The 19,875-nt window shown below is 44.1% G+C and carries 22 protein-coding genes and 1 tRNA gene; 17 read left to right on the forward strand and 6 right to left on the reverse strand.

Annotation, left to right across the window (positions count from 1 at the left end; translation table 11 throughout):
• Window positions 1-24 precede the first annotated feature (24 nt).
• On the forward strand, window positions 25-1,179 hold the full coding sequence (locus tag KIH41_RS00660; protein WP_213945273.1) for a DUF4221 family protein: 1,155 nt from the start codon (window positions 25-27) through the stop codon (window positions 1,177-1,179).
• A gap of 171 nt (window positions 1,180-1,350) precedes the next feature.
• On the opposite strand, the gene KIH41_RS00665 is transcribed toward KIH41_RS00660, so the two are convergent.
• Window positions 1,351-1,602, reverse strand: a complete 252-nt coding sequence (locus KIH41_RS00665) for a GIY-YIG nuclease family protein (protein WP_213945272.1) — start codon at window positions 1,600-1,602, stop codon at window positions 1,351-1,353.
• A gap of 57 nt (window positions 1,603-1,659) precedes the next feature.
• Window positions 1,660-1,731: transfer RNA gene (locus KIH41_RS00670), tRNA-Arg, on the reverse strand.
• A gap of 395 nt (window positions 1,732-2,126) precedes the next feature.
• Between KIH41_RS00670 and KIH41_RS00675 the strand changes: the two genes are divergently transcribed.
• The 8 genes from KIH41_RS00675 (at window position 2,127) to KIH41_RS00710 (ending at window position 7,946) form a co-directional block, all read left to right on the forward strand.
• The gene (locus KIH41_RS00675; protein WP_213945271.1) at window positions 2,127-2,675 is read left to right on the forward strand and encodes a 30S ribosomal protein S16; all 549 of its coding nucleotides are present in this window, start codon (window positions 2,127-2,129) and stop codon (window positions 2,673-2,675) included.
• A 14-nt stretch (window positions 2,676-2,689) separates the two neighbouring features.
• Window positions 2,690-3,220: a ribosome maturation factor RimM gene (gene rimM, locus KIH41_RS00680; protein WP_214161158.1), complete on the forward strand. Its 531-nt coding sequence runs from the start codon at window positions 2,690-2,692 to the stop codon at window positions 3,218-3,220.
• Window positions 3,221-3,223: 3 nt separating this feature from the next.
• A complete protein-coding gene (gene trmD / locus KIH41_RS00685; protein ID WP_213945269.1) occupies window positions 3,224-3,922 on the forward strand; it encodes a tRNA (guanosine(37)-N1)-methyltransferase TrmD in 699 nt (232 codons plus the stop codon).
• Between the two features lie 88 nt (window positions 3,923-4,010).
• Window positions 4,011-4,376: a 50S ribosomal protein L19 gene (gene rplS, locus KIH41_RS00690; RefSeq protein ID WP_213945268.1), complete on the forward strand. Its 366-nt coding sequence runs from the start codon at window positions 4,011-4,013 to the stop codon at window positions 4,374-4,376.
• Window positions 4,377-4,661: 285 nt separating this feature from the next.
• Window positions 4,662-5,291, forward strand: a complete 630-nt coding sequence (locus KIH41_RS00695) for a hypothetical protein (RefSeq protein WP_214161159.1) — start codon at window positions 4,662-4,664, stop codon at window positions 5,289-5,291.
• Between the two features lie 118 nt (window positions 5,292-5,409).
• Window positions 5,410-6,948: a glutamate--tRNA ligase gene (gene gltX, locus KIH41_RS00700; RefSeq protein ID WP_214161160.1), complete on the forward strand. Its 1,539-nt coding sequence runs from the start codon at window positions 5,410-5,412 to the stop codon at window positions 6,946-6,948.
• A 14-nt stretch (window positions 6,949-6,962) separates the two neighbouring features.
• Window positions 6,963-7,178 carry a hypothetical protein gene (locus KIH41_RS00705; RefSeq protein ID WP_213945264.1) on the forward strand — a complete coding sequence of 72 codons (216 nt, stop codon included), beginning with the start codon at window positions 6,963-6,965 and terminating at the stop codon, window positions 7,176-7,178.
• A gap of 102 nt (window positions 7,179-7,280) precedes the next feature.
• Complete coding sequence (locus KIH41_RS00710) at window positions 7,281-7,946, forward strand: porin family protein (RefSeq protein WP_214161161.1); 666 nt, start codon at window positions 7,281-7,283, stop codon at window positions 7,944-7,946.
• 196 nt (window positions 7,947-8,142) lie between these two features.
• Here the strand turns inward: KIH41_RS00710 and KIH41_RS00715 are convergent, their stop codons facing one another.
• Together KIH41_RS00715 and KIH41_RS00720 are read right to left on the reverse strand one after the other, a co-directional pair.
• A complete protein-coding gene (locus KIH41_RS00715; RefSeq protein WP_214161162.1) occupies window positions 8,143-8,331 on the reverse strand; it encodes a hypothetical protein in 189 nt (62 codons plus the stop codon).
• On the reverse strand, window positions 8,328-8,915 hold the full coding sequence (locus KIH41_RS00720) for a methyltransferase family protein (RefSeq protein ID WP_214161163.1): 588 nt from the start codon (window positions 8,913-8,915) through the stop codon (window positions 8,328-8,330). Before KIH41_RS00720 ends, KIH41_RS00715 begins: the two co-directional genes overlap by 4 nt.
• Window positions 8,916-8,966: 51 nt before the next feature.
• On the opposite strand from KIH41_RS00720, the gene KIH41_RS00725 reads away from it, so the two are divergent.
• Window positions 8,967-10,175, forward strand: a complete 1,209-nt coding sequence (locus tag KIH41_RS00725) for an NAD(P)-dependent oxidoreductase (protein ID WP_214161164.1) — start codon at window positions 8,967-8,969, stop codon at window positions 10,173-10,175.
• 1 nt (window position 10,176) lies between these two features.
• The gene (gene deoC, locus KIH41_RS00730) at window positions 10,177-10,830 is read left to right on the forward strand and encodes a deoxyribose-phosphate aldolase (RefSeq protein ID WP_213945259.1); all 654 of its coding nucleotides are present in this window, start codon (window positions 10,177-10,179) and stop codon (window positions 10,828-10,830) included.
• A 1-nt stretch (window position 10,831) separates the two neighbouring features.
• Here deoC and KIH41_RS00735 read toward each other — a convergent pair whose 3' ends face one another.
• Window positions 10,832-12,058 carry a Na/Pi symporter gene (locus KIH41_RS00735; RefSeq protein WP_214161165.1) on the reverse strand — a complete coding sequence of 409 codons (1,227 nt, stop codon included), beginning with the start codon at window positions 12,056-12,058 and terminating at the stop codon, window positions 10,832-10,834.
• Between the two features lie 320 nt (window positions 12,059-12,378).
• Here KIH41_RS00735 and KIH41_RS00740 point away from each other — a divergent pair, with 320 nt between their 5' ends.
• Window positions 12,379-13,515: a hypothetical protein gene (locus KIH41_RS00740; RefSeq protein WP_213945257.1), complete on the forward strand. Its 1,137-nt coding sequence runs from the start codon at window positions 12,379-12,381 to the stop codon at window positions 13,513-13,515.
• 35 nt (window positions 13,516-13,550) lie between these two features.
• Here the strand turns inward: KIH41_RS00740 and KIH41_RS00745 are convergent, their stop codons facing one another.
• Window positions 13,551-14,570, reverse strand: coding sequence for a DNA topoisomerase IB (locus tag KIH41_RS00745; RefSeq protein WP_214161166.1), 1,020 nt, complete (start codon window positions 14,568-14,570; stop codon window positions 13,551-13,553).
• Window positions 14,571-14,691: 121 nt separating this feature from the next.
• Between KIH41_RS00745 and KIH41_RS00750 the strand changes: the two genes are divergently transcribed.
• From KIH41_RS00750 to KIH41_RS00770, 5 genes are all read left to right on the forward strand, one after another.
• On the forward strand, window positions 14,692-15,135 hold the full coding sequence (locus KIH41_RS00750) for a nucleoside deaminase (RefSeq protein ID WP_213945255.1): 444 nt from the start codon (window positions 14,692-14,694) through the stop codon (window positions 15,133-15,135).
• A gap of 105 nt (window positions 15,136-15,240) precedes the next feature.
• A complete protein-coding gene (locus KIH41_RS00755; RefSeq protein ID WP_213945254.1) occupies window positions 15,241-15,849 on the forward strand; it encodes a superoxide dismutase in 609 nt (202 codons plus the stop codon).
• Between the two features lie 246 nt (window positions 15,850-16,095).
• Entirely contained in the window at window positions 16,096-18,531 is a 2,436-nt protein-coding gene (locus KIH41_RS00760) for an outer membrane beta-barrel protein (RefSeq protein ID WP_214161167.1), read from the forward strand.
• A 125-nt stretch (window positions 18,532-18,656) separates the two neighbouring features.
• A complete protein-coding gene (locus KIH41_RS00765) occupies window positions 18,657-19,274 on the forward strand; it encodes a response regulator transcription factor (protein WP_214161168.1) in 618 nt (205 codons plus the stop codon).
• Between the two features lie 78 nt (window positions 19,275-19,352).
• Window positions 19,353-19,853, forward strand: a complete 501-nt coding sequence (locus KIH41_RS00770; RefSeq protein ID WP_214161169.1) for a hypothetical protein — start codon at window positions 19,353-19,355, stop codon at window positions 19,851-19,853.
• Window positions 19,854-19,875: the final 22 nt, after the last annotated feature.

Here is a 19,875-nt window from a genome sequence, read left to right on the forward strand (position 1 = left end):
GGGGTTTAAAGAACTTTATTAAATATGAAATATCTAATTTTCATTTTGTTGGTGATTTCTTGCACGCAAAAGTCAAGTGAGACAAGTGATAATTATCTGGAAGGCATGAAGTTCCATCTGGATACTGTCATAATTGATCCTGGAGATGAGATTGTCTTTCTTAATCATAATCTAGCCACATCTAGCTTGAGCATGGATAAGAAGTACCTTTATAATTTCAATCCAAACGACCATACATTGGAAAAAATCAGCTTGGATGGTTATCAACTGGAAGAAAAAATCCCATTCGAAAGAGAGGGACCCAATGGTACAGGTAATTTTTTAGGTGGGTTCAGGATGTATGATTCAAATGAATTTGCACTTCAAGATTTAAATGGGATTGCTTTATTTGCTTTAGATGGTACAAGGACAAAGAAGGTGAACTACGAGGGTTTTTTTCTGGAAAGCAATCCACTAACTTCAGGTGGGCTGGCTTTTGTTTCTACCTATTTGGATAGAGAAGCCTCCCGCTTGTTTGCTCTGCTAGATCAAAGAATGGATGGAAAGTTTGCTTTGGGGGTATTTGACTTGGAGGATTATAGTTACAAAACACTCCCACTATCCAGTTTTGATGCTATTTACGATAATCAATTCACCTTACAATTTGGGTCTAGTTCTGTCATATTTGGCCCAAAAATGAGCATGGCAATGTCCGGCTCAAGGTTGATTTTTTCAAATCAGCTCTCGAGTGAACTTGCAATTTATGATACGCAAAGGGATACCACGTATTTGAAAGAATTTGATACTCAATTGACCAAGAATAAAAAAGTCAATTCTTATAAACAGGAATTTCAGTCAGAAGAGGCTTTGGAAGTAGAATATACCAGGTTTCACCAGGAGATTAACTACTTGCCACCATTTTGGGATGAAAAAAACAGCGTGTTTTACAGGTTTTCTTTCCAAGAATTGCCAAGCAAATCCACGAGTGATGAAGATATCCGTTCTGAGATTTACCTGTCAGTTCTGGATAAAAACTTTAACCTCATCGGCGAGGCCCTAGTGCCAGGTCTGGAAAAAAAGCCGGCCAAACCCTTCTCAAGCTTCTTCCCCAAGCACTTCGCCAAAGACGGCAAAATCTGGATCTACGAGAATATCAATGACGAGTTGGGTTTTGTGATTTTGAGAATGTCAGGTCACTGAAAGTTTGGATGTTATGAATACGGATCTTCAGTTGGGGTATAACAATAGAGGTTAAATCAGCCTCAATAATTTTTAATTTTATATTAATTTTGAAATTTTGTATCAATATGTCCACCCCCCCTTCCTTCTGATGAACAGGGCGCTTAGGGTGGGCTTTTTATTTTTTTATCTCTACAAAATGCCCAAGTCTTTTATAGACTTCAGAAATTCCTTACCAGAGCCTGATTTTAGAAATATTTCCCTTGCCCTGGCCTCCGTTCTGGTTTTAGCTGTTTCTTGATAAATAATTTCCCAGGGCCGGAATCCTTTGGTTGATTTTGTTTTGCCAGCATTGTGTTCCTTTAGCCTTTTGACAGGATCGGTGGAGAAGCCCACATAGATTCTCCCGTCTACTTTACTTTTTATGGCATAGACAAAAAACATAGGGTAATAGTTTTTTATGAAAAAATCAAAAAAAGCCACTTAATCTGAGTGGCTTAGTAGCCCCGACAGGAATCGAACCTGTATCTAAAGTTTAGGAAACTTCTATTCTATCCATTGAACTACGAGGCCATTATCTCAATATTTCCTACCGTATGTAGGAACCTGTATCTAAAGTTTAGGAAACTTCCCTGCCTGCCGGCAGGCAGGTATTCTATCCATTGAACTACGAGGCCATTTGGGAAGTAAGAGTTACGAAGTTAGAAGTACGAAGTGGATGTCAGGTTTTTTTAATCCGCGAAGGGGCCTCCGTGAAACTCCTTTTTACACTCTGCGTAACTCTATGTCCTTTTTCAAGCCGTGTCCAGTCTTCGGTCTTCTTTCTTCCTCACGCAATTTAAACCAATTTCCCGCACTTCCGCAAATATTGCGCGGCTAAGTTGTTCTTTTCAAGATAATTCAGCTATCTTTGCAGTCCAAAAAATAAGATGGACGGGATCCATCAATTAACTAAATATCAATAAAATATGGCAGTAAAAATCAGATTAGCGCGTAGAGGTAGAAAAAGAATGGCCATCTATGACGTAGTAGTAGCTGATGCAAGAGCTCCACGTGATGGACGCTTTATCGAAAAAATCGGGACTTATAATCCTAACACTGACCCTGCATCTATCAACATCAACAACGAGAGAGCGTTGAAGTGGTTGTTGAACGGTGCTCAGCCAACCGACACTGTGAAAGCTATGCTTTCTTACAGAGGCGTGATGCTGAAAAAACACCTTCAGATTGGTGTGCTTAAAGGCGCAATCCAGCAGGAAGATGCTGACAAGAAATATGAAGAGTGGTTGGCTTCTAAAGAAGACGCTATCACTGGCAAAGTGGACAAGCTAGCCAAAGCCAAGGAAGAGAAGCGTGCTGCTGCTCTTGCTGCTGAGACAGCTAAAAACGAAGCCCGTCTTGAAGCTATCAGAAAGAGAGAGGAAGATGCCAAAGCCGCTGCTGCAGCTGAGGAAGCTCCTGCTCAGGAAGAAGGTGGAGAAGCTGCTGATTCCAACGAAGAAGAAAACAACGCTTAAGAGTACCCCCTTCCATGAACAAAGACAATTGTTTCCAGATCGGCTACATTTCAAAAGTTCATGGGCTTCATGGTGAGGTGACCGTCAAATTGGACGTGGATGACCCTTCGCAATACGAAGACCTGGGACATGTGTTCCTGGAACAGAAAGGTCGCCTTGTCCCATACTTTCTCGAACACTTTGTCTATCAGACCGGAGGAAAGGTCTTGGCAAAATTTGAGGAATATGATGACGTGAATGCCGCCGGAACATTGGTTGGCGCTGGGATTTTCCTGCCGCTCAACGTGCTTCCGGAACTGGAGGATGACCAGTATTATTACCATGAACTGATCGGGTTTACCGTGATCGACGAGAATCACGGGGAGCTCGGGGAAATTAAAGTTTTATATGACCTTCAGACCCAGGATTTGATCGGGCTCGACTATAAAGGCAAAGAAGTGCTGATTCCCATACAGGATGGCATCATTACCAAGGTCGACAAGGCAGAAAAGAAAGTTTACTGCCATTTGCCTGAAGGCTTACTTGACATTTATTTGGAGGATTGATCCATGCGCATTGATATCATTACGGTAGTGCCGGGACTGTTGGAGGGGCCTTTTTCCCATTCCATCCTGAAAAGGGCGGAGGACAAAGGGCTGGCCATGGTCAGGGTGCATAACTTAAGGGAATATGCAGTCGGCAAGCACAAGCAGGTCGACGATTATGCTTTCGGTGGTGGCGCAGGGATGGTCATGATGGTGGAGCCCATCGCCAAGTGCATTGATGCACTCAAGGCTGAAAGGGAATACGATGAGGTAATCTATATGACGCCGGATGGTCAAACATTCGATCAGCATATGGCCAACTCACTTTCTTTAAAGGGAAACATCATCATTTTGTGCGGTCATTATAAAGGAGTGGACGAGCGGATAAGGCAGAAATACATTACTAAGGAAATTAGTATTGGGGATTTTGTCCTTTCAGGAGGAGAGCTCGCGGCAGCCGTAGTGGCTGATGCGGTGATCCGGCTGATTCCCGGGGTACTCAATGATGAAACCTCCGCACTGACAGATTCCTTCCAAGATGGCCTGTTGGCCCCGCCGGTGTATACCCGGCCGGCAGACTATGAAGGCATGAAAGTCCCGGACATTTTGCTGTCAGGACATAATGAAAAAATAGATGCCTGGAGATTTGAAGAATCGGTTCGCCGTACCCAAGAACGGAGGCCAGACTTGCTCAAGGGCAAAGGTTTGGTCAGCGGCGATTAACGTAAATATTTGATAGATAATTTAATAGAACCAAAAATTGCATACATTTGCAATTCCAATTTGCGAAAGCATATAAATAAATAAAGATATGAGCGAACTACTTAAAGTTGTAGAAGAGGAATACAAAGATGTACGATCTAAGTTCCCTTCTTTTAAGGCAGGAGATACCATCAATGTACACGTAAGAATTACGGAAGGTAACAAAGAGCGTATCCAGCAGTTCCAAGGTACTGTGATCCAGAGAAAGAACCCTAACTCAAACGGGGAGACTTTCACTGTAAGAAAAATCTCTAACGGTATCGGCGTGGAGAGAATTTTCCCAATCTTGGGTCCAAGCATCGAAAAAATCGAATTGCTTAGAGAAGGTAAGGTAAGAAGAGCCAGATTGTTCTACTTGAGAGGACGTCATGGTAAAGCTGCCAAGATCAAAGAGAAAATGAGAGCGAGAAAATAATCGCTTTCCAAGCATACAGAAAAGGGAACCAGAGATGGCTCCCTTTTTTTGTGAACTTCCGGAATAGGGGCACAAAGAACACAATGGAAAAGAAGGGCGCAAAAGAATACATCTGACTTAGAACATTCGACATAAAAGCATACCGTGATTACGGTATTTTTAGGCTGAAATGAATCAAAGTTCTAAAAAAATTAGGAGATATGTTTTTTTATTTTATTCTTGAACTATGCTTTCGGGTGAAAGCTGACTTTGGCCAAGGTTTTTGGAACCATTAATTAATATATTATGAAAATTTTTTCTTTTCTAGCTTTTGCTGTTTTTCTTCTAGCCGGATGTTCTTCGGGTGATATTGGGTTTTCATCAATAATCCAAGATGGTGAAACCGATGGTTCTTTCCAAATCAATAAAATTACCCATGGGGATACGCCCGTATGGTTAATGGAAGAGGATGTAGAAAAACTGGAGACTCTTTATGCCTCCATTGAAACAATTGAGGCTGAAAAACTTGCTCTTGGCGGCAATGTGATTCTTAATATGGATTTTGAGGATTTACATAGCCATTTTAGTTTGTCAAGAGAAAAAGTTGAGGGAGATAACCAATGGTATGCCGGTAATGATCTCAGAGTTTTTGTAAAAAATGATCAGGTAGTAGCATTTGAAATTTTATCAATTCAAGATTTTTTGTTGGAAAATCGTCCTCATTTAACTCTTAATCTGTCCACGATCCATAATTTTAAGAAAAACTTCCCTACTTCATATAGCCTAAGAAATAGGCTTGATCCTTATTTAATGAATTTTACTGAAGAAGATGAAGGCATAGTTTACGATTATGCCTATCTTAAATTGAAAGGCCGGAGTGAAGAAATCCATTTCCGATATATTGATGGGGAAATTGTCCAGATAACAATTGATTAAAACAAGCGGGCTTCAGTTCTCGGTTTCACGCCCCAAAATCCTTATCTTTGCCCTTTAAAATCCGGCGGTATGCAGCGCAAATCCGTCGGGGCAATCATATAAGGAAACATTCTGATCCATGAATAGAGAAGTACGTGTACGTTTTGCCCCTTCCCCTACGGGCGGGCTCCATATTGGGGGTGTGAGAACGGCCCTTTACAACTACCTTTTTGCAAAGAAAAACAACGGCAAATTCCTCCTTAGAGTGGAGGATACCGATCAGACACGCTTTGTGCCTGGTGCCGAAGAATATATCAAAGATGCCTTGGACTGGCTTGGCATCACCCCAGATGAGAGTCCATGGGTAGGCGGGTCTGTTGGGCCTTACCGACAGTCTGAAAGAAAAGAAATGTACATGCAGTATGCCATGGACCTTGTAGAAAAAGGCCATGCCTATTATGCATTTGATACTTCTGAGGAACTTGACGCCATGCGCGAAAGGCTGACCGCTGCCAGAGTGGTTTCCCCTCAGTATAACTCCATCACCAGGACACAGATGAAAAACTCCCTGACCTTGCCGGAAGATGAGGTAAAGGAGCGCTTGGCTTCTGGTGAACCTTATGTGATCCGGATCAAAATCCCGCGTAAGGAAGAAGTGAGATTGAATGACATGATCCGTGGTTGGGTGATGGTTCATTCCAGTACTTTGGATGACAAAGTTTTGATGAAATCCGACGGCATGCCGACTTATCACCTTGCAAACATCGTGGATGACCACCTGATGGGCATCACGCACGTGATCCGTGGTGAGGAGTGGTTGCCATCTGCGCCATTACACGTCTTGCTTTATAGATACTTGGGCTGGGAGGATACCATGCCTCAGTTTGCCCACCTGCCATTGCTATTGAAGCCAGATGGAAACGGCAAACTTTCCAAAAGAGATGCCGATAAACACGGTTTCCCGATCTTCCCAATGGACTGGAAAGATCCGAAGACCGAGGAAGTGGCTGTCGGCTTCAAAGAACAGGGGTACTTGCCTGAAGCTATGATCAATTTCTTGGCTTTCTTGGGTTGGAACCCGGGTGACCACCGGGAGATGTTTACCAAGGAGGAGTTGGTGGAAGCCTTTACCGTGGAGAGAATCGGGAAGTCGGGGACCAAATTTGACATCAACAAGGCCAAATGGTACAACGAGCAGTACCTGAGGGCAAAGTCCGATAGCGAATTGGCTGCTTATCTTAAGGAAGACCTGAAAAATGAAGGCATCACGCTTTCTTCAGAAAAGGCCGAAAGAATCGCCGGATTGATGAAGGAAAGAGCTACATTCCCTGCAGACCTTTGGAAAGAGGGCAAATTTATGCTCATCGCTCCGACTGAGTTTGATGAGAAGGTAGCGGAAAAACGCTGGAACAATGATGCGGTGAACGTGTTATCCACCTACAAAGGCAAAATCAATGCGCTTGATGGGGATCTCGATCCTGTGCAGGCAAAAAACCTTCTGGAAGAATCGGCTGCAGAAAACGAACTTAAGCTTGGAAAAGTGATGCAGGCAGTAAGATTGGCCGTAACTGGAGTTGGGGCTGGGCCAGACCTGATGGAAGTTTTTGCAATCATTGGCAAGGAAGAGTTATCCAAAAGGATTGATTTTGCGTTAGATACTCTAAAGGTGAATGCTTAACCCAAATCCTAGCCATGGCCAAGAAGTCCAAAAAAGATGAAAACCCTAAAGTAAACCCAGATTTGGAGGGTTTCAAAATGAAGATCAATTCCTTTGGGGAAATATCCAGTTCTTTTTCCATTGACAAGATCAATGAGTTTCTCAATAAGAATGTTGATGACAAAAAGCTGAGAGACCGTGATGATCTGGAGGACGTCAAAAAGTCAAAAAAGAAAAAAGACCAAGAATAATTAACAGTGCAAAGGGCCATCTATTGATGGCCTTTTGCTTTTTTGGCCCCCCTTATTCATAATTATCCATTCACTAATTCATAAATTCCCTAACTTTGGTCCATGATCGGAAGAATTTTCTTATTGGCTATGCTGCTAATCGGGGCGGCAGTTGAAGCAGAAGCTCAGAGCAGTACCAGCATTGGGGTGCGATACGGCATTTCTTCATCCAATGTGAGTTACCGCTCCATCCCGGCCACCCCAAACCGCCGTACCGGGGATGTCCAAGGAAATACATTTGGGATAGTCATTGAACAGTTTTTTGCCAAAAATGCCGGTGCGCAGATTGAGGTGCAATGGGTGACCCACGGGTATGCGGAAACCGACACCTTGGGAAATATAAACGAAAGCCAACTGGACTATCTGAAAATCCCCCTGTTATCCAATTTTTACTTTGGCAACAAAAACCGCTTTCACATTAAGTTGGGACCCCATTTTGGAACTCTTCTTGGCTCCAGGGATATCAGTAGGACCCATGAGTTTAATGAGCTGGGCTTTGCCGCCATGCCGACATATGGACAGGAACAGGATGATCCAAAGCGTTTTATGTACGGGCTGACCGGAGGGGTGGGCATATCCCGCCTCTTGGGACGAAACACCATCCAGGCAGAGGTTAGGTTTGGTTATGAATTTGGTCGACCGGAGAGGTTTGAAAGGGTTTATGATATGAATTTCACAAACCTGGAGTTTACCCTGTCGTATTTGTTCGCGGTACTGAAGAAACCGTAGTTTTTTAATCACAGAGGCTCAGAGAGCTCGGAGTCTTTTTACCGCAAAGGGAACAAAGAAACGCGAAGTTTTTTGTTAGTAAAAAGGGATAAGTGAAAGGGGAGAAACTAAAAAAGTTTCTCCGCGAAGAGGCCTTTGTGCTACTTCGTGGAAACTTTGTGTACTTTGTGTCCCATTTGCTTCCGCGCAGGAGTTTTCACTTCTTACTTTTCTTATACTGCCCGAAATAATAAGCCGGGAAAATAAGCGCTTTGAGCTTCCAGTCATTCTTTTCCCGTAGGGAGAGGGAACTGTCTTTGTGGACAGCCATATACATTTTGGAAGCCATCAAAGTGTGGCCTATGAGAAGGAGAAATAATAGGGCGTATAGGACAAGTTCAGTCATCTGGTAAATCTGGGGATCAGGGCCGGGACAGTGGCCTGGTATTCTTTATATTTTTCACCAAAAATGGCGATTAATTTCTTTTCTTCATAATATATGCCCACCGGTAAATACAGCATCAAGGCAACCAAGTGAACCAATGAGGCGAGGGTGGGGGTGAAAAGCAGGTAACCGACAAAAATAAAGATAAGGCCCAAGTAAATGGGGTGCCTTAAATGTTTGTGGATTCCGACAACAACCAGTTCCTGCTTTTCCTCTAGGTCATCGTGTGGGACCAAGCCGCTGAACTTCCAAAGGGAAAAGTTTTTGAAGGACTTGATCAGTATGATGGTCCCTATGCCGGCTCCCATTAGGCCCAGATATTGTGTGAAGTCAGTACCGGTAAAAAGACGTTCGGCTGGAATACTTGCCGCATACAGGAAAATCGCCAAAAACAGTAGCGATGACCACAGGGTATAAAAAAACCTGTACCATTTGTATGCTTTTCCCATGATGCGCTGAAATTTTCTTTTTAACTTCAAGCGAGCAAAGAATGTGTGCGTGAAATAGAAGACCGCCCAAAACAGCAGGAGAAAGAAGTATGGCATTTTTGCTTTTTTTTATTGAATCAAGTTACCATTTAAACCCATCAAATAACAATGAAAATTGGATTGATCCGGGAAAACAAAATCCCCATTGACAAACGAGTTGCTTTTTCACCCGACCAACTTACTACCATACACGAAGACTCTGACCGCTATTTTGACTTTGTGGTGGAGCCAAGCCCCCACCGTTGCTATGAGGATGAAGAATATGTGGACGAGGGGATTGAGGTGAGCGCAGATCTGGACGACTGCGATGTGCTGATGGGGATAAAAGAGGTACCCGTGGCCAATCTGCTTTCTGATAAGACTTATTTTTTCTTTTCCCACACCATCAAAAAACAACCCTCCAACAGGAAATTGCTGCAGGCGATCCTGGAGAAAAATATCACTATGATTGATTATGAGGTTCTAAAGGATGATAAATGCAACCGTGTGGTTGCATTTGGCCGCTGGGCCGGAATCGTGGGGGCTTACAATGGCATTTGGACCTATGGGCAGAAAACCGGTAGGTTTTCACTCAAAAGGGCCCACGAATGCTTTGACCTCAAAGAGTTGAAAAAGGAGCTGCAGAAGGTAAAACTTCCAGCCGTCAAACTATTGGTTACCGGTACCGGTAAGGTCGCCAAAGGGGCTATTGAAGTTCTTGAGTGGCTAAAAATCAAAAAAGTAGAACCCGTTGCCTTCCTTGAGAAAGAATATGGGGAGGCGGTTTTTACCCAAGTGGGCTCGGCCGATTACAATAAAAGGAAGGACGATGGGATGTTTAACCGCGAGGAATTTCACAAGCAGCCTGAGCTTTATGAAAGCAATTTTCTGAGGTTTACCAAAGTGGCAGATATTTTCATGGCTGCAGCCTATTGGGACCACAAAGCCCCAAGGCTGTTTGAAAAAAAAGATACGGCGAGTCCCGATTTCAAGATCAAAGTTATCGCAGACATTACCTGTGACATCGACGGGTCGGTGCCCACTACCGTAAAGTCCAGCACCGTGGCTGATCCGGTATTTGATTTTGACCCACAGACGCAGGATACCTGTGAGGCCTTTTCAGGGGAAAACCATATATCGGTGATGGCCATTGACAACCTGCCCTGCGAACTGCCCAGGGATGCCTCGCATGATTTTGGAAACCAGCTGATGAAACATGTCATTCCTGAGCTCCTGCTGGAAAAATCAGAGATGCTGGACAGGGCTACTATTGCAAAGGGTGGTAAACTGACCACCAATTTCACCTACTTGGAGGACTACGTAAATCAACAGATATAAAATGAAAAACCTGGAGCGCTATCTAGAACAAACTATTTTGAAGCCAACCATGACCGACAAGGATCTGGATCAATTGGTGGCTGATGCAAAACAATATAATTTCAAGGGGATCTGCGTGCCACCTTTTTGGGTTAAAAAAGCCAAAAGAGACCTGGGTGATGCCGATGTCCAACTGGTAACGGTGGTGGGTTTTCCGCTAGGCTATAACATGACCGAAACGAAAGTTTTTGAAACCGAGCTGGCCATTCAAAATGGTGCCGATGAAATTGATGTGGTTTGGTCTACCACTTCCTTTAAGGCTGGGATGAATTGGCCCAAAATCGAATTGGCCAAGCTGGCCACCACCTGCCATGACCATGAGAAGATCCTGAAAGTGATCATCGAGACGGCCTACCTTTCAGAAGATGAAATCCGAACTGCCTGTGATATCTGCAGCCAGGCGGGAGTGGATTTTGTGAAGACTTCCACCGGTTTTGCGCCAAGCGGCGCACAGTTGGCGGATATCAAATTAATGCGTGAGATTTTGCCCAGCAACGTGGGAATCAAGGCAAGCGGAGGCATAAAAACGTATGAGCAGGCCGTGGAATTTATCCAAGCCGGTGCCGACCGCATAGGGACGAGCTCGGGAGTGGAGATTTTGAAAGGCAAAAAATGACTTAGAACCTGCTGTCGGACTTTGGTTGTCCGTCCACCGCTTTCAATCCGGATAGAGGTCCCCTCATCCGGATTTCTTTTTTTACCTCAGCTTTTGCTTCCAAAGGCTTCACGTTATCTTTTCTGTTGAAGTAAATCAGCAAGAATGGTATCACAAAAAAGGTAAGTAAAATATAGGCAAGGCTCAGGAATCTGTGTTTGGTGGATTGCTTGCCAAAATAAACTGCCAGCCTGATGGGAAGATTCCGCAAGGCAGGGAACGGCAAGAAAATCAGGGTGCCCACTAGATTGAATAAAATGTGGACAATGGCGATGCTAATGGCAGCTTCAGTTTTGTAGATGGCGGCCACCACAGCGGTGATGGTGGTACCCATGTTGGCCCCGATGATGAATGGGAAGACTTTTTCCAATGAGATTTTTCTGGTAGCCACTGCCGGTACCACCAGTGAGGTGGTTACTGTACTGGACTGTACCGCCGCTGTAAACAAGGTGCCATATACAAAAGTCCTTGCAGGAGCTCCAAACACGTGTTCATTGAGATTTTTGAATTTGGAAGAAAGAAAGGTTTTGAGAACCGTGTCCGAAAGGATTTTGATAGTCAGAAAGATCAGGATAATACCCATGATCAGCGTAATCAAGGGCTGTCCAATAAAATCGTATACCCAGATGGTGGCCGGGCGGGTGAAAAGCACGTTGTAGACATAATCCCCTTCAATGTTGGCAGAGGAGGCAAAGAAGGTTGAGGTCAGGAATATGGCCGACTTGCTCAATAGTCCAAAATAGAATTCCAGTGGAAAAAGGATGATGGCCGTGAAGATGTTGAAAAAGTCATGCAACAGTCCTGCGGCAAGGGCTTTTTTAAAGCCGCTTTTTTTCATGATAAAGGTAAAGGAAACCAGCGTACTGGTCAGGGTGGTGCCAATATTAGCCCCCATGATCAGGGGAACAGCCTGCTGCAGGCTGAGGTTGCCGCTGGCTACTACCGCCACCACCATGGCCGTCACCATGCTGCTTGACTGGAATAGGGCAGTCATTAGTAACCCGATAAACAGGCCTACGAATGGGTTGAAGGTAGCCGTGAAGATATCCCTAGCCACCTCATTGTTAAGCCTTGCGAGAGAAAAAGTGAGCAGGTCAATGGAGAACATGAAAAGCAACAAAGCCAATAATAGCTGTATAGCCATTATCAATTTGAAGGACTTTGTCTGTGCTTGCTGGATTTTGCTCATCAATGTTGCTTGGCGTCTGGATAGGGAATTTCTAGGTACAAAATAAAGGGAGAAAGTTTACTTTCTTAAGGTATTAATATGAAGCTTTTGTTAATATTAATTCTCCGGTTTGGGGGAAAATAATCGTGATATCAAAATGAAATTTCTCAAAGGTTAAAAAGATTTGAAAAATATTCCGTATTCCCTACCTTTGGAGCGGAAGTGCCGTGAATTGCATTTTAATAATATACCAAGGGGTTTACTTAACAATTCCTTAACATGTAAGCGGGTTAAAGTTCTTTAACTTTGCAAGCAGATTATCAAACGCCTATCAAACCATTATGGCAAAATTAAAAGATCAAAATATTAATCAGGACGCTTTATCCAAAGCCGCCTATTCACTTTTTGATTTCACCAAAAAAGAAAAATCCTTCCTTTTAGTAATTTGCATCTTAATCTCCATAGCAGGGATTTTAACTCCATACACGTATGCGGCCATGTGGTTTGGCTTCTTCTTGGCGGCCTATTCGGCCATCGCCAATGACAGTATCCAGACCATCGGTACCTTTATAGCTTCCAACCAGGAGCGAAAATGGTATTGGTTGTGGCTGTTTATGGGGTTGATTTTTGTGGGAACGGTCGGTTTTAGCTGGTACACGCTTAACGGTGACGTGAGCTACGAGCGATTACAGGTACCTGGGCTTGACAAAGCTCCGGAAAACTTCGTGTTTCTACAGCTTGCAGCCCCGATTGTACTTTTAGTGATGACCAGGCTCAGGATGCCGGTATCTACTACATTCCTGTTGCTAAACGTATTTACCTACAAAGCAGGAACAATTGCCGGGGTAGTTCAGAAAAGTTTTATTGGATACCTATTGGCCTTTGGTATAGCAATTATAGTATGGTATGTGCTGGAGAAGTTTGTCACCAACTATCTTAAAGGAAAGCCAAAACCGTACTGGTATGTTCTCCAGTGGTTTACTTCTGGGACACTTTGGGCCGTTTGGATCATGCAGGATGCGGCCAATATTGCCGTGTTCCTTCCTAGGCAGCTCAACGTTTGGGAATTTATAGCCTATGCAGGTATCGTATTCTTTGGTCTGGGATTTTTGTTTTACCTCAAGGGCGACAGAATCCAAAAAATAGTCAACGAAAAGACCAAAGTTACCGATGTTCGGGCAGCCACCATCGTGGATTTTGTCTATGCTATCATCCTTTTCTACTTCAAAATGTACAGCAACATGCCAATGAGTACCACTTGGGTATTTATAGGCTTGCTAGGGGGTAGAGAACTTTCCATTGCCTTGGCCAAATCCAAGAAGCTGAAAAAGAGAAAGGCCAGATTGGTAAGAGCCTGGAGATTGGCTTCAAGGGATGTTTACAAAGCTTTTATCGGGCTTTTGGTGTCCCTGATACTTGCCCTGATTATCAATGAAGGGGTTAGAAAAGAAATCTTTGACCTGATATTGGGTAGATAAAAATATAAAGGCCGGGGTTGATCCCCGGCCTTTTTTTAGCATTGCGACAAAAGATGGAGGGTCAATATCTCTTCTTTGTCCAGAGAGCGTTTCAGTTTTTTGTGCTTTTCCAATGCCTCATCGTATTCCTCCTCCAGGTTTTTTTGGGTGGCACACTCCAATACTTTTGGATGGATATAATATTCACGGCAGATGCTTACGGTGTTGCCAAGTTTGTCAGCTACCATGTTGACCAAAGTGGTGTCCAGTTTTTTCCGCGGGTTTTCCTCGATTTCTTTCTCGGCTTCGGGTTTGAGTTTTACGGTTAGCACCGATCCTGCCCAGGTCCTGAAGTTTTTGGCTGAAAAATCCTCTCCGGTTATTTCCCTCAAATACTCATTCACATTATCGCTCATCAGGTTGCAGTAGCATTTCTTTTCCTCATCAAAATACCTGAAGAGTTCATAGCCGGGCAGGTCATTACATTCCTTGATCAGGTTGACCAGGCTTTCGTCTTCCAGCAGCACTTTTCGGTATTTGCCGCTTTTGGCCTTAAACTCAAATGAAACCCGTCCTTCTTCAAAGTTGACATGCTTCCTGCGCAATGTGCTCAGGCCATACGTGCCGTTTTGTCTGGCATAGGAAAGGTTGCCGATTCGGATAAAGGCCTCATCCAAAATCATGACCATGATTGCCAGTACTTTTTCTTTTGGCCAGCCGGGGAGCTTGACGTCGCGGGCGATTTTCTTTCGGATGGAGGGCAAGGCCTCCCCAAAATGCCTCAACCGCTCATATTTTGAGTTTTGGCGGTGGATGACCCATTTGGGATGGTAGAGGTATTGTTTCCGGCCCTTTTGGTCATAGCCTATGGCTTGGATATGCCCTTTTGGGGAACGTGTGATCCACACATTTTCCCAAATGGGAGGGATGACCAAGCTTTCAATGCGCTTGAGGGTGCTTTTGGCCGTCACCTTTTTGCCTGAAGAAGTGAGGTAGGTAAATCCCTTGCCTGATTTCTTTCGCAAAATCCCGGCGGATTCTTGGTTGGTATAAATTAAGTTTTCTGGTAATGTCATGAGTGGTTAAGCTTGCCTGAAATAAACTACAAAAGCCTTTCAAAGTTTAAGCGGTTGATTTCTGTGCCAATTATTGCGGAAAAGGTATGAAAGGCTTAAATTCATGTTTTAAACCGTTTTTATGGAAATCTACTCGGACGAGTATTTTATGAATGAAGCCTTCAAGCAGGCCCAGTTGGCCTTTGAAGAAGGTGAAATTCCAGTAGGTGCCGTGGTGGTCTGTAACAACAGGATCATCGCCAGAGCTTATAACCAGACAGAAAAACTTACCGACGTTACCGCCCATGCGGAGGTTTTGGCCATCACGGCTGCTTCCAATTATCTTGGGGCCAAATACCTCAAAGAGTGCAAGCTGTATGTAACTTTGGAGCCCTGTGTGATGTGTGCAGGCGCCATGTATTGGGCACAGCTGGGTGAAATATTTTTCGGTGCAGAGGATCCTGTCAGGGGATTTTCCAGATTGGAGACAAATTTATTGCATCCCAAAACCAAGATACACAGGGGATTGATGGCCGATCAGAGCAACCGGCTGATTTTGGATTTCTTTAAGGAATTAAGAAAATAAAGATTGACAATTGTTAGCAGAACCATTTATTCTTTAAGGTGGTTTAACAACTATAGCTTTTATAAAGAAGAAAATTTTAATGTTTAACCCTAAATTTTAACAAATATGGCTTTTGAACTTCCCAACCTTCCGTACGATTTTAATGCTTTGGAGCCGCACATCGATGCCAAAACCATGGAAATCCACCACGGAAAACACCACAATGCTTATGTTACCAAATTGAACGAGGCCGTACAAGGTTCGGATCTTGAAGGTAAGAGCTTGGAAGAATTGATGAAAAATATATCTTCTGCCCCTACGGCAGTAAGAAACAACGGCGGTGGCCACTATAACCACAGCCTTTTCTGGAAAGTAATGTCTCCAAATGGTGGAGGCGAGCCTTCAGGCGAGCTTGCAGAAGCAATCAACAAAAGCTTCGGCTCATTCAACGAGTTCAAGGAGGAGTTTGAAAAAGCAGCAGCCACCAGATTCGGTTCAGGATGGGCTTGGCTGATTGTAGACGGCTCTGGCAACTTGAAAGTGACTTCTACGCCAAACCAGGACAACCCGGTAATGGACATTGCCGATGACAAAGGTACCCCAATCTTCGGTATTGACGTGTGGGAGCACGCCTACTACTTAAAATATCAGAACAAGCGTCCTGATTATATCAGCGCTTTCTGGAATGTGGTAAACTGGGAAGAAGTAAACAATAGATTTCAAGAGGCAAAATAAGCCAAACCTTAGATTGAAAATAGATCCCCTGATGCGCAAGTGTCAGGGGATTTTTTTTGACTACCTTTGCGCTTCGTTTTCAAAAGTTGTACGTCCAGCGAACAATAAAAGTGTTCGGAATTGATACAGCGGATTTTCTCCCCAGTCCGAAAAAATGCCCTGTAAGGCCTTTATGCGGTGTTTTAAAGTCTTGGCATTTCTTTTTCATTTGGAGTGGTACGAGCATTTGAAATAATATACATACACATGAAACTTTCTTACCAGATTTTTGCCTTTGTTTTCTTATTCCTTTTGGGCTCAAGCCACGTGGTGGCCAAAGAAAACAGCCAGCTAACCGGCCAGGTTAAAGACTCCCAAGGTGAAGTGCTGCCATTTGCCAATGTTGCACTTTTAGAAGCCTCCTCAGAAAAGCTAGTCACCGGAGCAGTTTCCGACGAGGATGGCCGATTTTCGATTTCAACTTCCCAGTCCGGGAAATTTATATTGAAAGTTTCCTCTATAGGTTTCGAGACATTTTTTACTGAGCCTTTCGAAATCAATGGCGGTGATAAAATTGAGTTTGGCACCATCCAGGTTGAGGAGGAAATGTCTTCTCTTGGCGAGGTGGAAGTGCGGGCCGCGCGTCCGGAAGTCACTATTGAGGCGGACAAGACCACCATCAATATCGAAGGTACCGTAATGGCAGAGGGAAACACCGCCCTTGACGTGGTGGGCCGCTCCCCAGGGGTATTTGTGGACCAAGAAGGTAACATCAACCTAAACGGCCGTCCGGGCGTCACCGTGATGATCAATGACCGCCAAACTTATATGTCCGCTCAGGACTTGGCCAACTTCCTTAGGGCCATGCCTGCCGAAAACATCAAAAGCATAGAAGTCATCAACAACCCATCTTCCCGATTTGATGCCGAGGGAGCCGCTGGCGTGATCAATATCAAGCTGAAGAAGAACAACCTTGATGGCGTGTTTGGCAATGTACAGGCTGGAAATCAATATAACGGTATGTATGCCCCGTTTGGCGGAGCTACTATCAATGTTAAAAAAGGAAAGTGGACCACCAACACCAGTTTTAACTATAGCGAATACAATATACTTAATGAGCTTGAAATAAACCGAAACTTCCCACTGGAAGATGGGGTGTCCAACTTTTTTCAGGATACCGATATGACCATGAAGCGGCAGAATTATTTCTTCAACGGTGGAGCCGATTACGAAATCAGCAAAAACCACAGTGTGGGGGTCAACATTCAAGCTTCCGAAAACCGTGGTGGTGAAACCAGTGAGTCCTTGACCGAAATCACCAACCCAGGGGCACCGATGAGCTTCATCGGATCCCAAAACGACAACCGTTCCGATAACCAGCGCCTTTTTGCAAACCTGCATTATGTAGGCCAATTGGATTCGGTAGGCACCAAACTGACCTCGGATATCGACTATACTAAAATGAATGCTTCCAGCGAGGGGATCTTGTCCAACCGATACTGGACAGGTGAAGATGAAAGTCTTTTCAACAGGGACCGTATTCAGACCTTAAATGACATGCAATACCATATCCTGACGGCCAAGGTGGATTTTATCAAGCCGATTGGTGAAAAGGGTAACATGTTTGAAACTGGGCTGAAGGGTAGCTGGGTGAGATCCGACAACGATTTGAGACTGAGCAGAAGTGTGGAAGAGGAGCCTTTCATGCCGGATCCCAATAGCAACCAATTTCTTTATAAAGAGCAGGTTTTGGCAGGTTATGCTTCCTATAAAGGCGGAATTTCCCCTAAGATCAACTACCAGGCTGGCTTAAGGGGTGAATATTCCGACATTGAGGGTAATTCCCTTACCATGGGGCAAATCAATACCCAGAGGTATTTCAGCCTTTTCCCAAGCCTTTTTGTGCAACACAAGGTTAGTGACGATTATCAGATCAATTATAACGTAAATAGAAGGATAACCAGGCCCAATTACCGCTTGCTGAATCCGTTTGTGTTCTACATCGATCCCTTAACCACCGAGCAGGGTAACCCGCACTTGAGACCGCAGTTTTCAAACAATTTTGAAATGAACCATGTCATCAAGCGTGCCTACCAAGTGTCTCTTTCTTATTCGGAAACCCATGATGTGTTCCAGCAGATTTTCATGCAGGATGAGGCCACTAGGACCACGACTACATATACGGCAAACTTTGACAAGTCGAGAAACTTCAACTTCAGGGGAATCATCCCGGTGGACATCACGCCTTGGTGGAACACCAGCAACATGGTGCAGGTGAGCCACAATGCCTGGACTTCCATGATCGGGGATGCCATGCTGGATGTATCGCAGTTCTCCTACATGGGCCGCACCCAGCACAATATAATGCTGCCAAAAGGGTTCAAACTTGAATTGGTGGGGATGTACCTAGGGCCACAGCTGTACGGGCAGGCCAGAATAGATGGTTTTGGCTGGGTGGATGCCGGGATTTCCAAGTCGGTAATGAAGGATAAAATGAGCATTACCTTAAACGGATCGGATATCTTCCGTACACAAATAATCCGTGCTGATGTGCAGTTTGACCAAATGGATACCCAGTTCCAACAGTACCGCAGCAACCAGAGCGTGAGGCTCACACTGAGATATAAATTTGCCCAAGGTGAAAGCTTCCGGGTATCCAACCGCAGCGGAAGCAAGGAGGAAAGGGATAGGCTTGGAGAGTAGAAATCCTAATGAGAACAGTCCTTTGGACTGTTCTTTTTTTATTGATATTGAGTCGTTTCTGTCTTGAATTATGGTAAATTTGTGGTACGTGAGATTTTTGTAATTTTTATTTCCATTTTTCCAATATGACCGCTTCCATTGCCATAGTAGATGACCACGAACTGTTCCTTTTGGGGATTGCCCAATTAATAGAAAGCAGTATGGATGTTTCCATCGTGTCTACCATGAAAGGGGGTACCGAAGTGAAGCATTTCCTGGACGAAGGCAAATTACCCGATCTGCTGATTATGGATTTCCACATGCCCGACGGGGGCGGGGCCAAATTGTTGTCATTTCTGGATAGGGGATACCCCGAACTCAAAAAACTGGTGATTAGCATGGACACCGATGCGCGCACCATCAAGCTTTGCCAGCAGTTGGGGGCCGATGGTTTCATTTCAAAGGATGCGGTTTTCACCGACCTTAAGGAGGCCATCACTTCTATTTTGGAAGGGGAAACTTACTTCATGATGGATAATGACAACATGGATGAGCTGGAGGTGGTATTGGCTGAAAAATACAAGTTGACCAAAAGGGAAATGCAGATTTTGGATCTGATTCTCAATGAATACCTGACTTCCGAAATTGCCGATAAACTCTGCACAAGTCCTTTGACCATCAAGACCCATCGCAGAAACATTTTCAGAAAGCTGGATGTCAGAAACCTGGCAGGACTGGTTTCTTTAATGAGAAGTATAAAATAGTACTTTTGGAGTATTTCGTAAAGGACAGATTTTCACGATCTTAGTTGGAGATTTAGAAAACCACTGACCACTTTTTCCATGAAGCATTCTTATATGATTCTAGGTGTTGTGCCGATTGTTTTATTGGGAATCTATTTTTTGATACTTTTTATGGCGGGGAAAAATGAATCGAATCAGTCTAAGAGGCTGGAAAACTCTAACCCTATTCCCGGACTTTCCCTGATTACAGCCTCCAACCATAGAAAAGCTTATGCATATGATACTCAGGAAGGCAGGCGGGAAATTGAGGCCAAAAATGGCAGGCTGAAAGAGTTGTCGTTGAATATGCCCCCTGTTTTGGAAATGGTCGGTTCGGTTCACAAATCAGTTTGCAATAGGTATAAGGTACAGTTACAATGGACTCAAGTAGCGGGTGAAAAAGTAGATCTTTATATTGATGGAGAGATCCAGGGGAGCATCAAAAACTCCGGATATTTTTGGTATGAGGAAAAATCCCCGCCGTCGGTATCAAAAACATACCAGCTCTGTCCGGCAGACCAAACCCAATGTTCCAATAAGGTCAGAATTGATTTCTATTGATAGGGTGATTAAACAAGTGGTT

It is taken from the genome of Litoribacter ruber, from assembly GCF_018500185.1.
Classification (GTDB): domain Bacteria; phylum Bacteroidota; class Bacteroidia; order Cytophagales; family Cyclobacteriaceae; genus Litoribacter; species Litoribacter ruber.

Coding starts and splice junctions, on each gene's coding strand:
- KIH41_RS00675 (WP_213945271.1), top strand. CDS start 2,127: ATGGCAGTAAAAATCAGATTAGCGCGTAGAGGTAGAAAAAGAATGGCC.
- KIH41_RS00665 (WP_213945272.1), bottom strand. CDS start 1,602: ATGTTTTTTGTCTATGCCATAAAAAGTAAAGTAGACGGGAGAATCTAT.
- KIH41_RS00745 (WP_214161166.1), bottom strand. CDS start 14,570: ATGACATTACCAGAAAACTTAATTTATACCAACCAAGAATCCGCCGGG.
- KIH41_RS00765 (WP_214161168.1), top strand. CDS start 18,657: ATGACCGCTTCCATTGCCATAGTAGATGACCACGAACTGTTCCTTTTG.
- KIH41_RS00705 (WP_213945264.1), top strand. CDS start 6,963: ATGGCCAAGAAGTCCAAAAAAGATGAAAACCCTAAAGTAAACCCAGAT.
- KIH41_RS00740 (WP_213945257.1), top strand. CDS start 12,379: ATGGCAAAATTAAAAGATCAAAATATTAATCAGGACGCTTTATCCAAA.
- KIH41_RS00660 (WP_213945273.1), top strand. CDS start 25: ATGAAATATCTAATTTTCATTTTGTTGGTGATTTCTTGCACGCAAAAG.
- KIH41_RS00725 (WP_214161164.1), top strand. CDS start 8,967: ATGAAAATTGGATTGATCCGGGAAAACAAAATCCCCATTGACAAACGA.
- gltX (WP_214161160.1), top strand. CDS start 5,410: ATGAATAGAGAAGTACGTGTACGTTTTGCCCCTTCCCCTACGGGCGGG.
- rplS (WP_213945268.1), top strand. CDS start 4,011: ATGAGCGAACTACTTAAAGTTGTAGAAGAGGAATACAAAGATGTACGA.
- rimM (WP_214161158.1), top strand. CDS start 2,690: ATGAACAAAGACAATTGTTTCCAGATCGGCTACATTTCAAAAGTTCAT.
- KIH41_RS00750 (WP_213945255.1), top strand. CDS start 14,692: ATGGAAATCTACTCGGACGAGTATTTTATGAATGAAGCCTTCAAGCAG.
- KIH41_RS00715 (WP_214161162.1), bottom strand. CDS start 8,331: ATGACTGAACTTGTCCTATACGCCCTATTATTTCTCCTTCTCATAGGC.
- KIH41_RS00770 (WP_214161169.1), top strand. CDS start 19,353: ATGAAGCATTCTTATATGATTCTAGGTGTTGTGCCGATTGTTTTATTG.
- KIH41_RS00755 (WP_213945254.1), top strand. CDS start 15,241: ATGGCTTTTGAACTTCCCAACCTTCCGTACGATTTTAATGCTTTGGAG.
- KIH41_RS00760 (WP_214161167.1), top strand. CDS start 16,096: ATGAAACTTTCTTACCAGATTTTTGCCTTTGTTTTCTTATTCCTTTTG.
- trmD (WP_213945269.1), top strand. CDS start 3,224: ATGCGCATTGATATCATTACGGTAGTGCCGGGACTGTTGGAGGGGCCT.
- KIH41_RS00695 (WP_214161159.1), top strand. CDS start 4,662: ATGAAAATTTTTTCTTTTCTAGCTTTTGCTGTTTTTCTTCTAGCCGGA.
- KIH41_RS00720 (WP_214161163.1), bottom strand. CDS start 8,915: ATGCCATACTTCTTTCTCCTGCTGTTTTGGGCGGTCTTCTATTTCACG.
- KIH41_RS00710 (WP_214161161.1), top strand. CDS start 7,281: ATGATCGGAAGAATTTTCTTATTGGCTATGCTGCTAATCGGGGCGGCA.
- KIH41_RS00735 (WP_214161165.1), bottom strand. CDS start 12,058: ATGAGCAAAATCCAGCAAGCACAGACAAAGTCCTTCAAATTGATAATG.
- deoC (WP_213945259.1), top strand. CDS start 10,177: ATGAAAAACCTGGAGCGCTATCTAGAACAAACTATTTTGAAGCCAACC.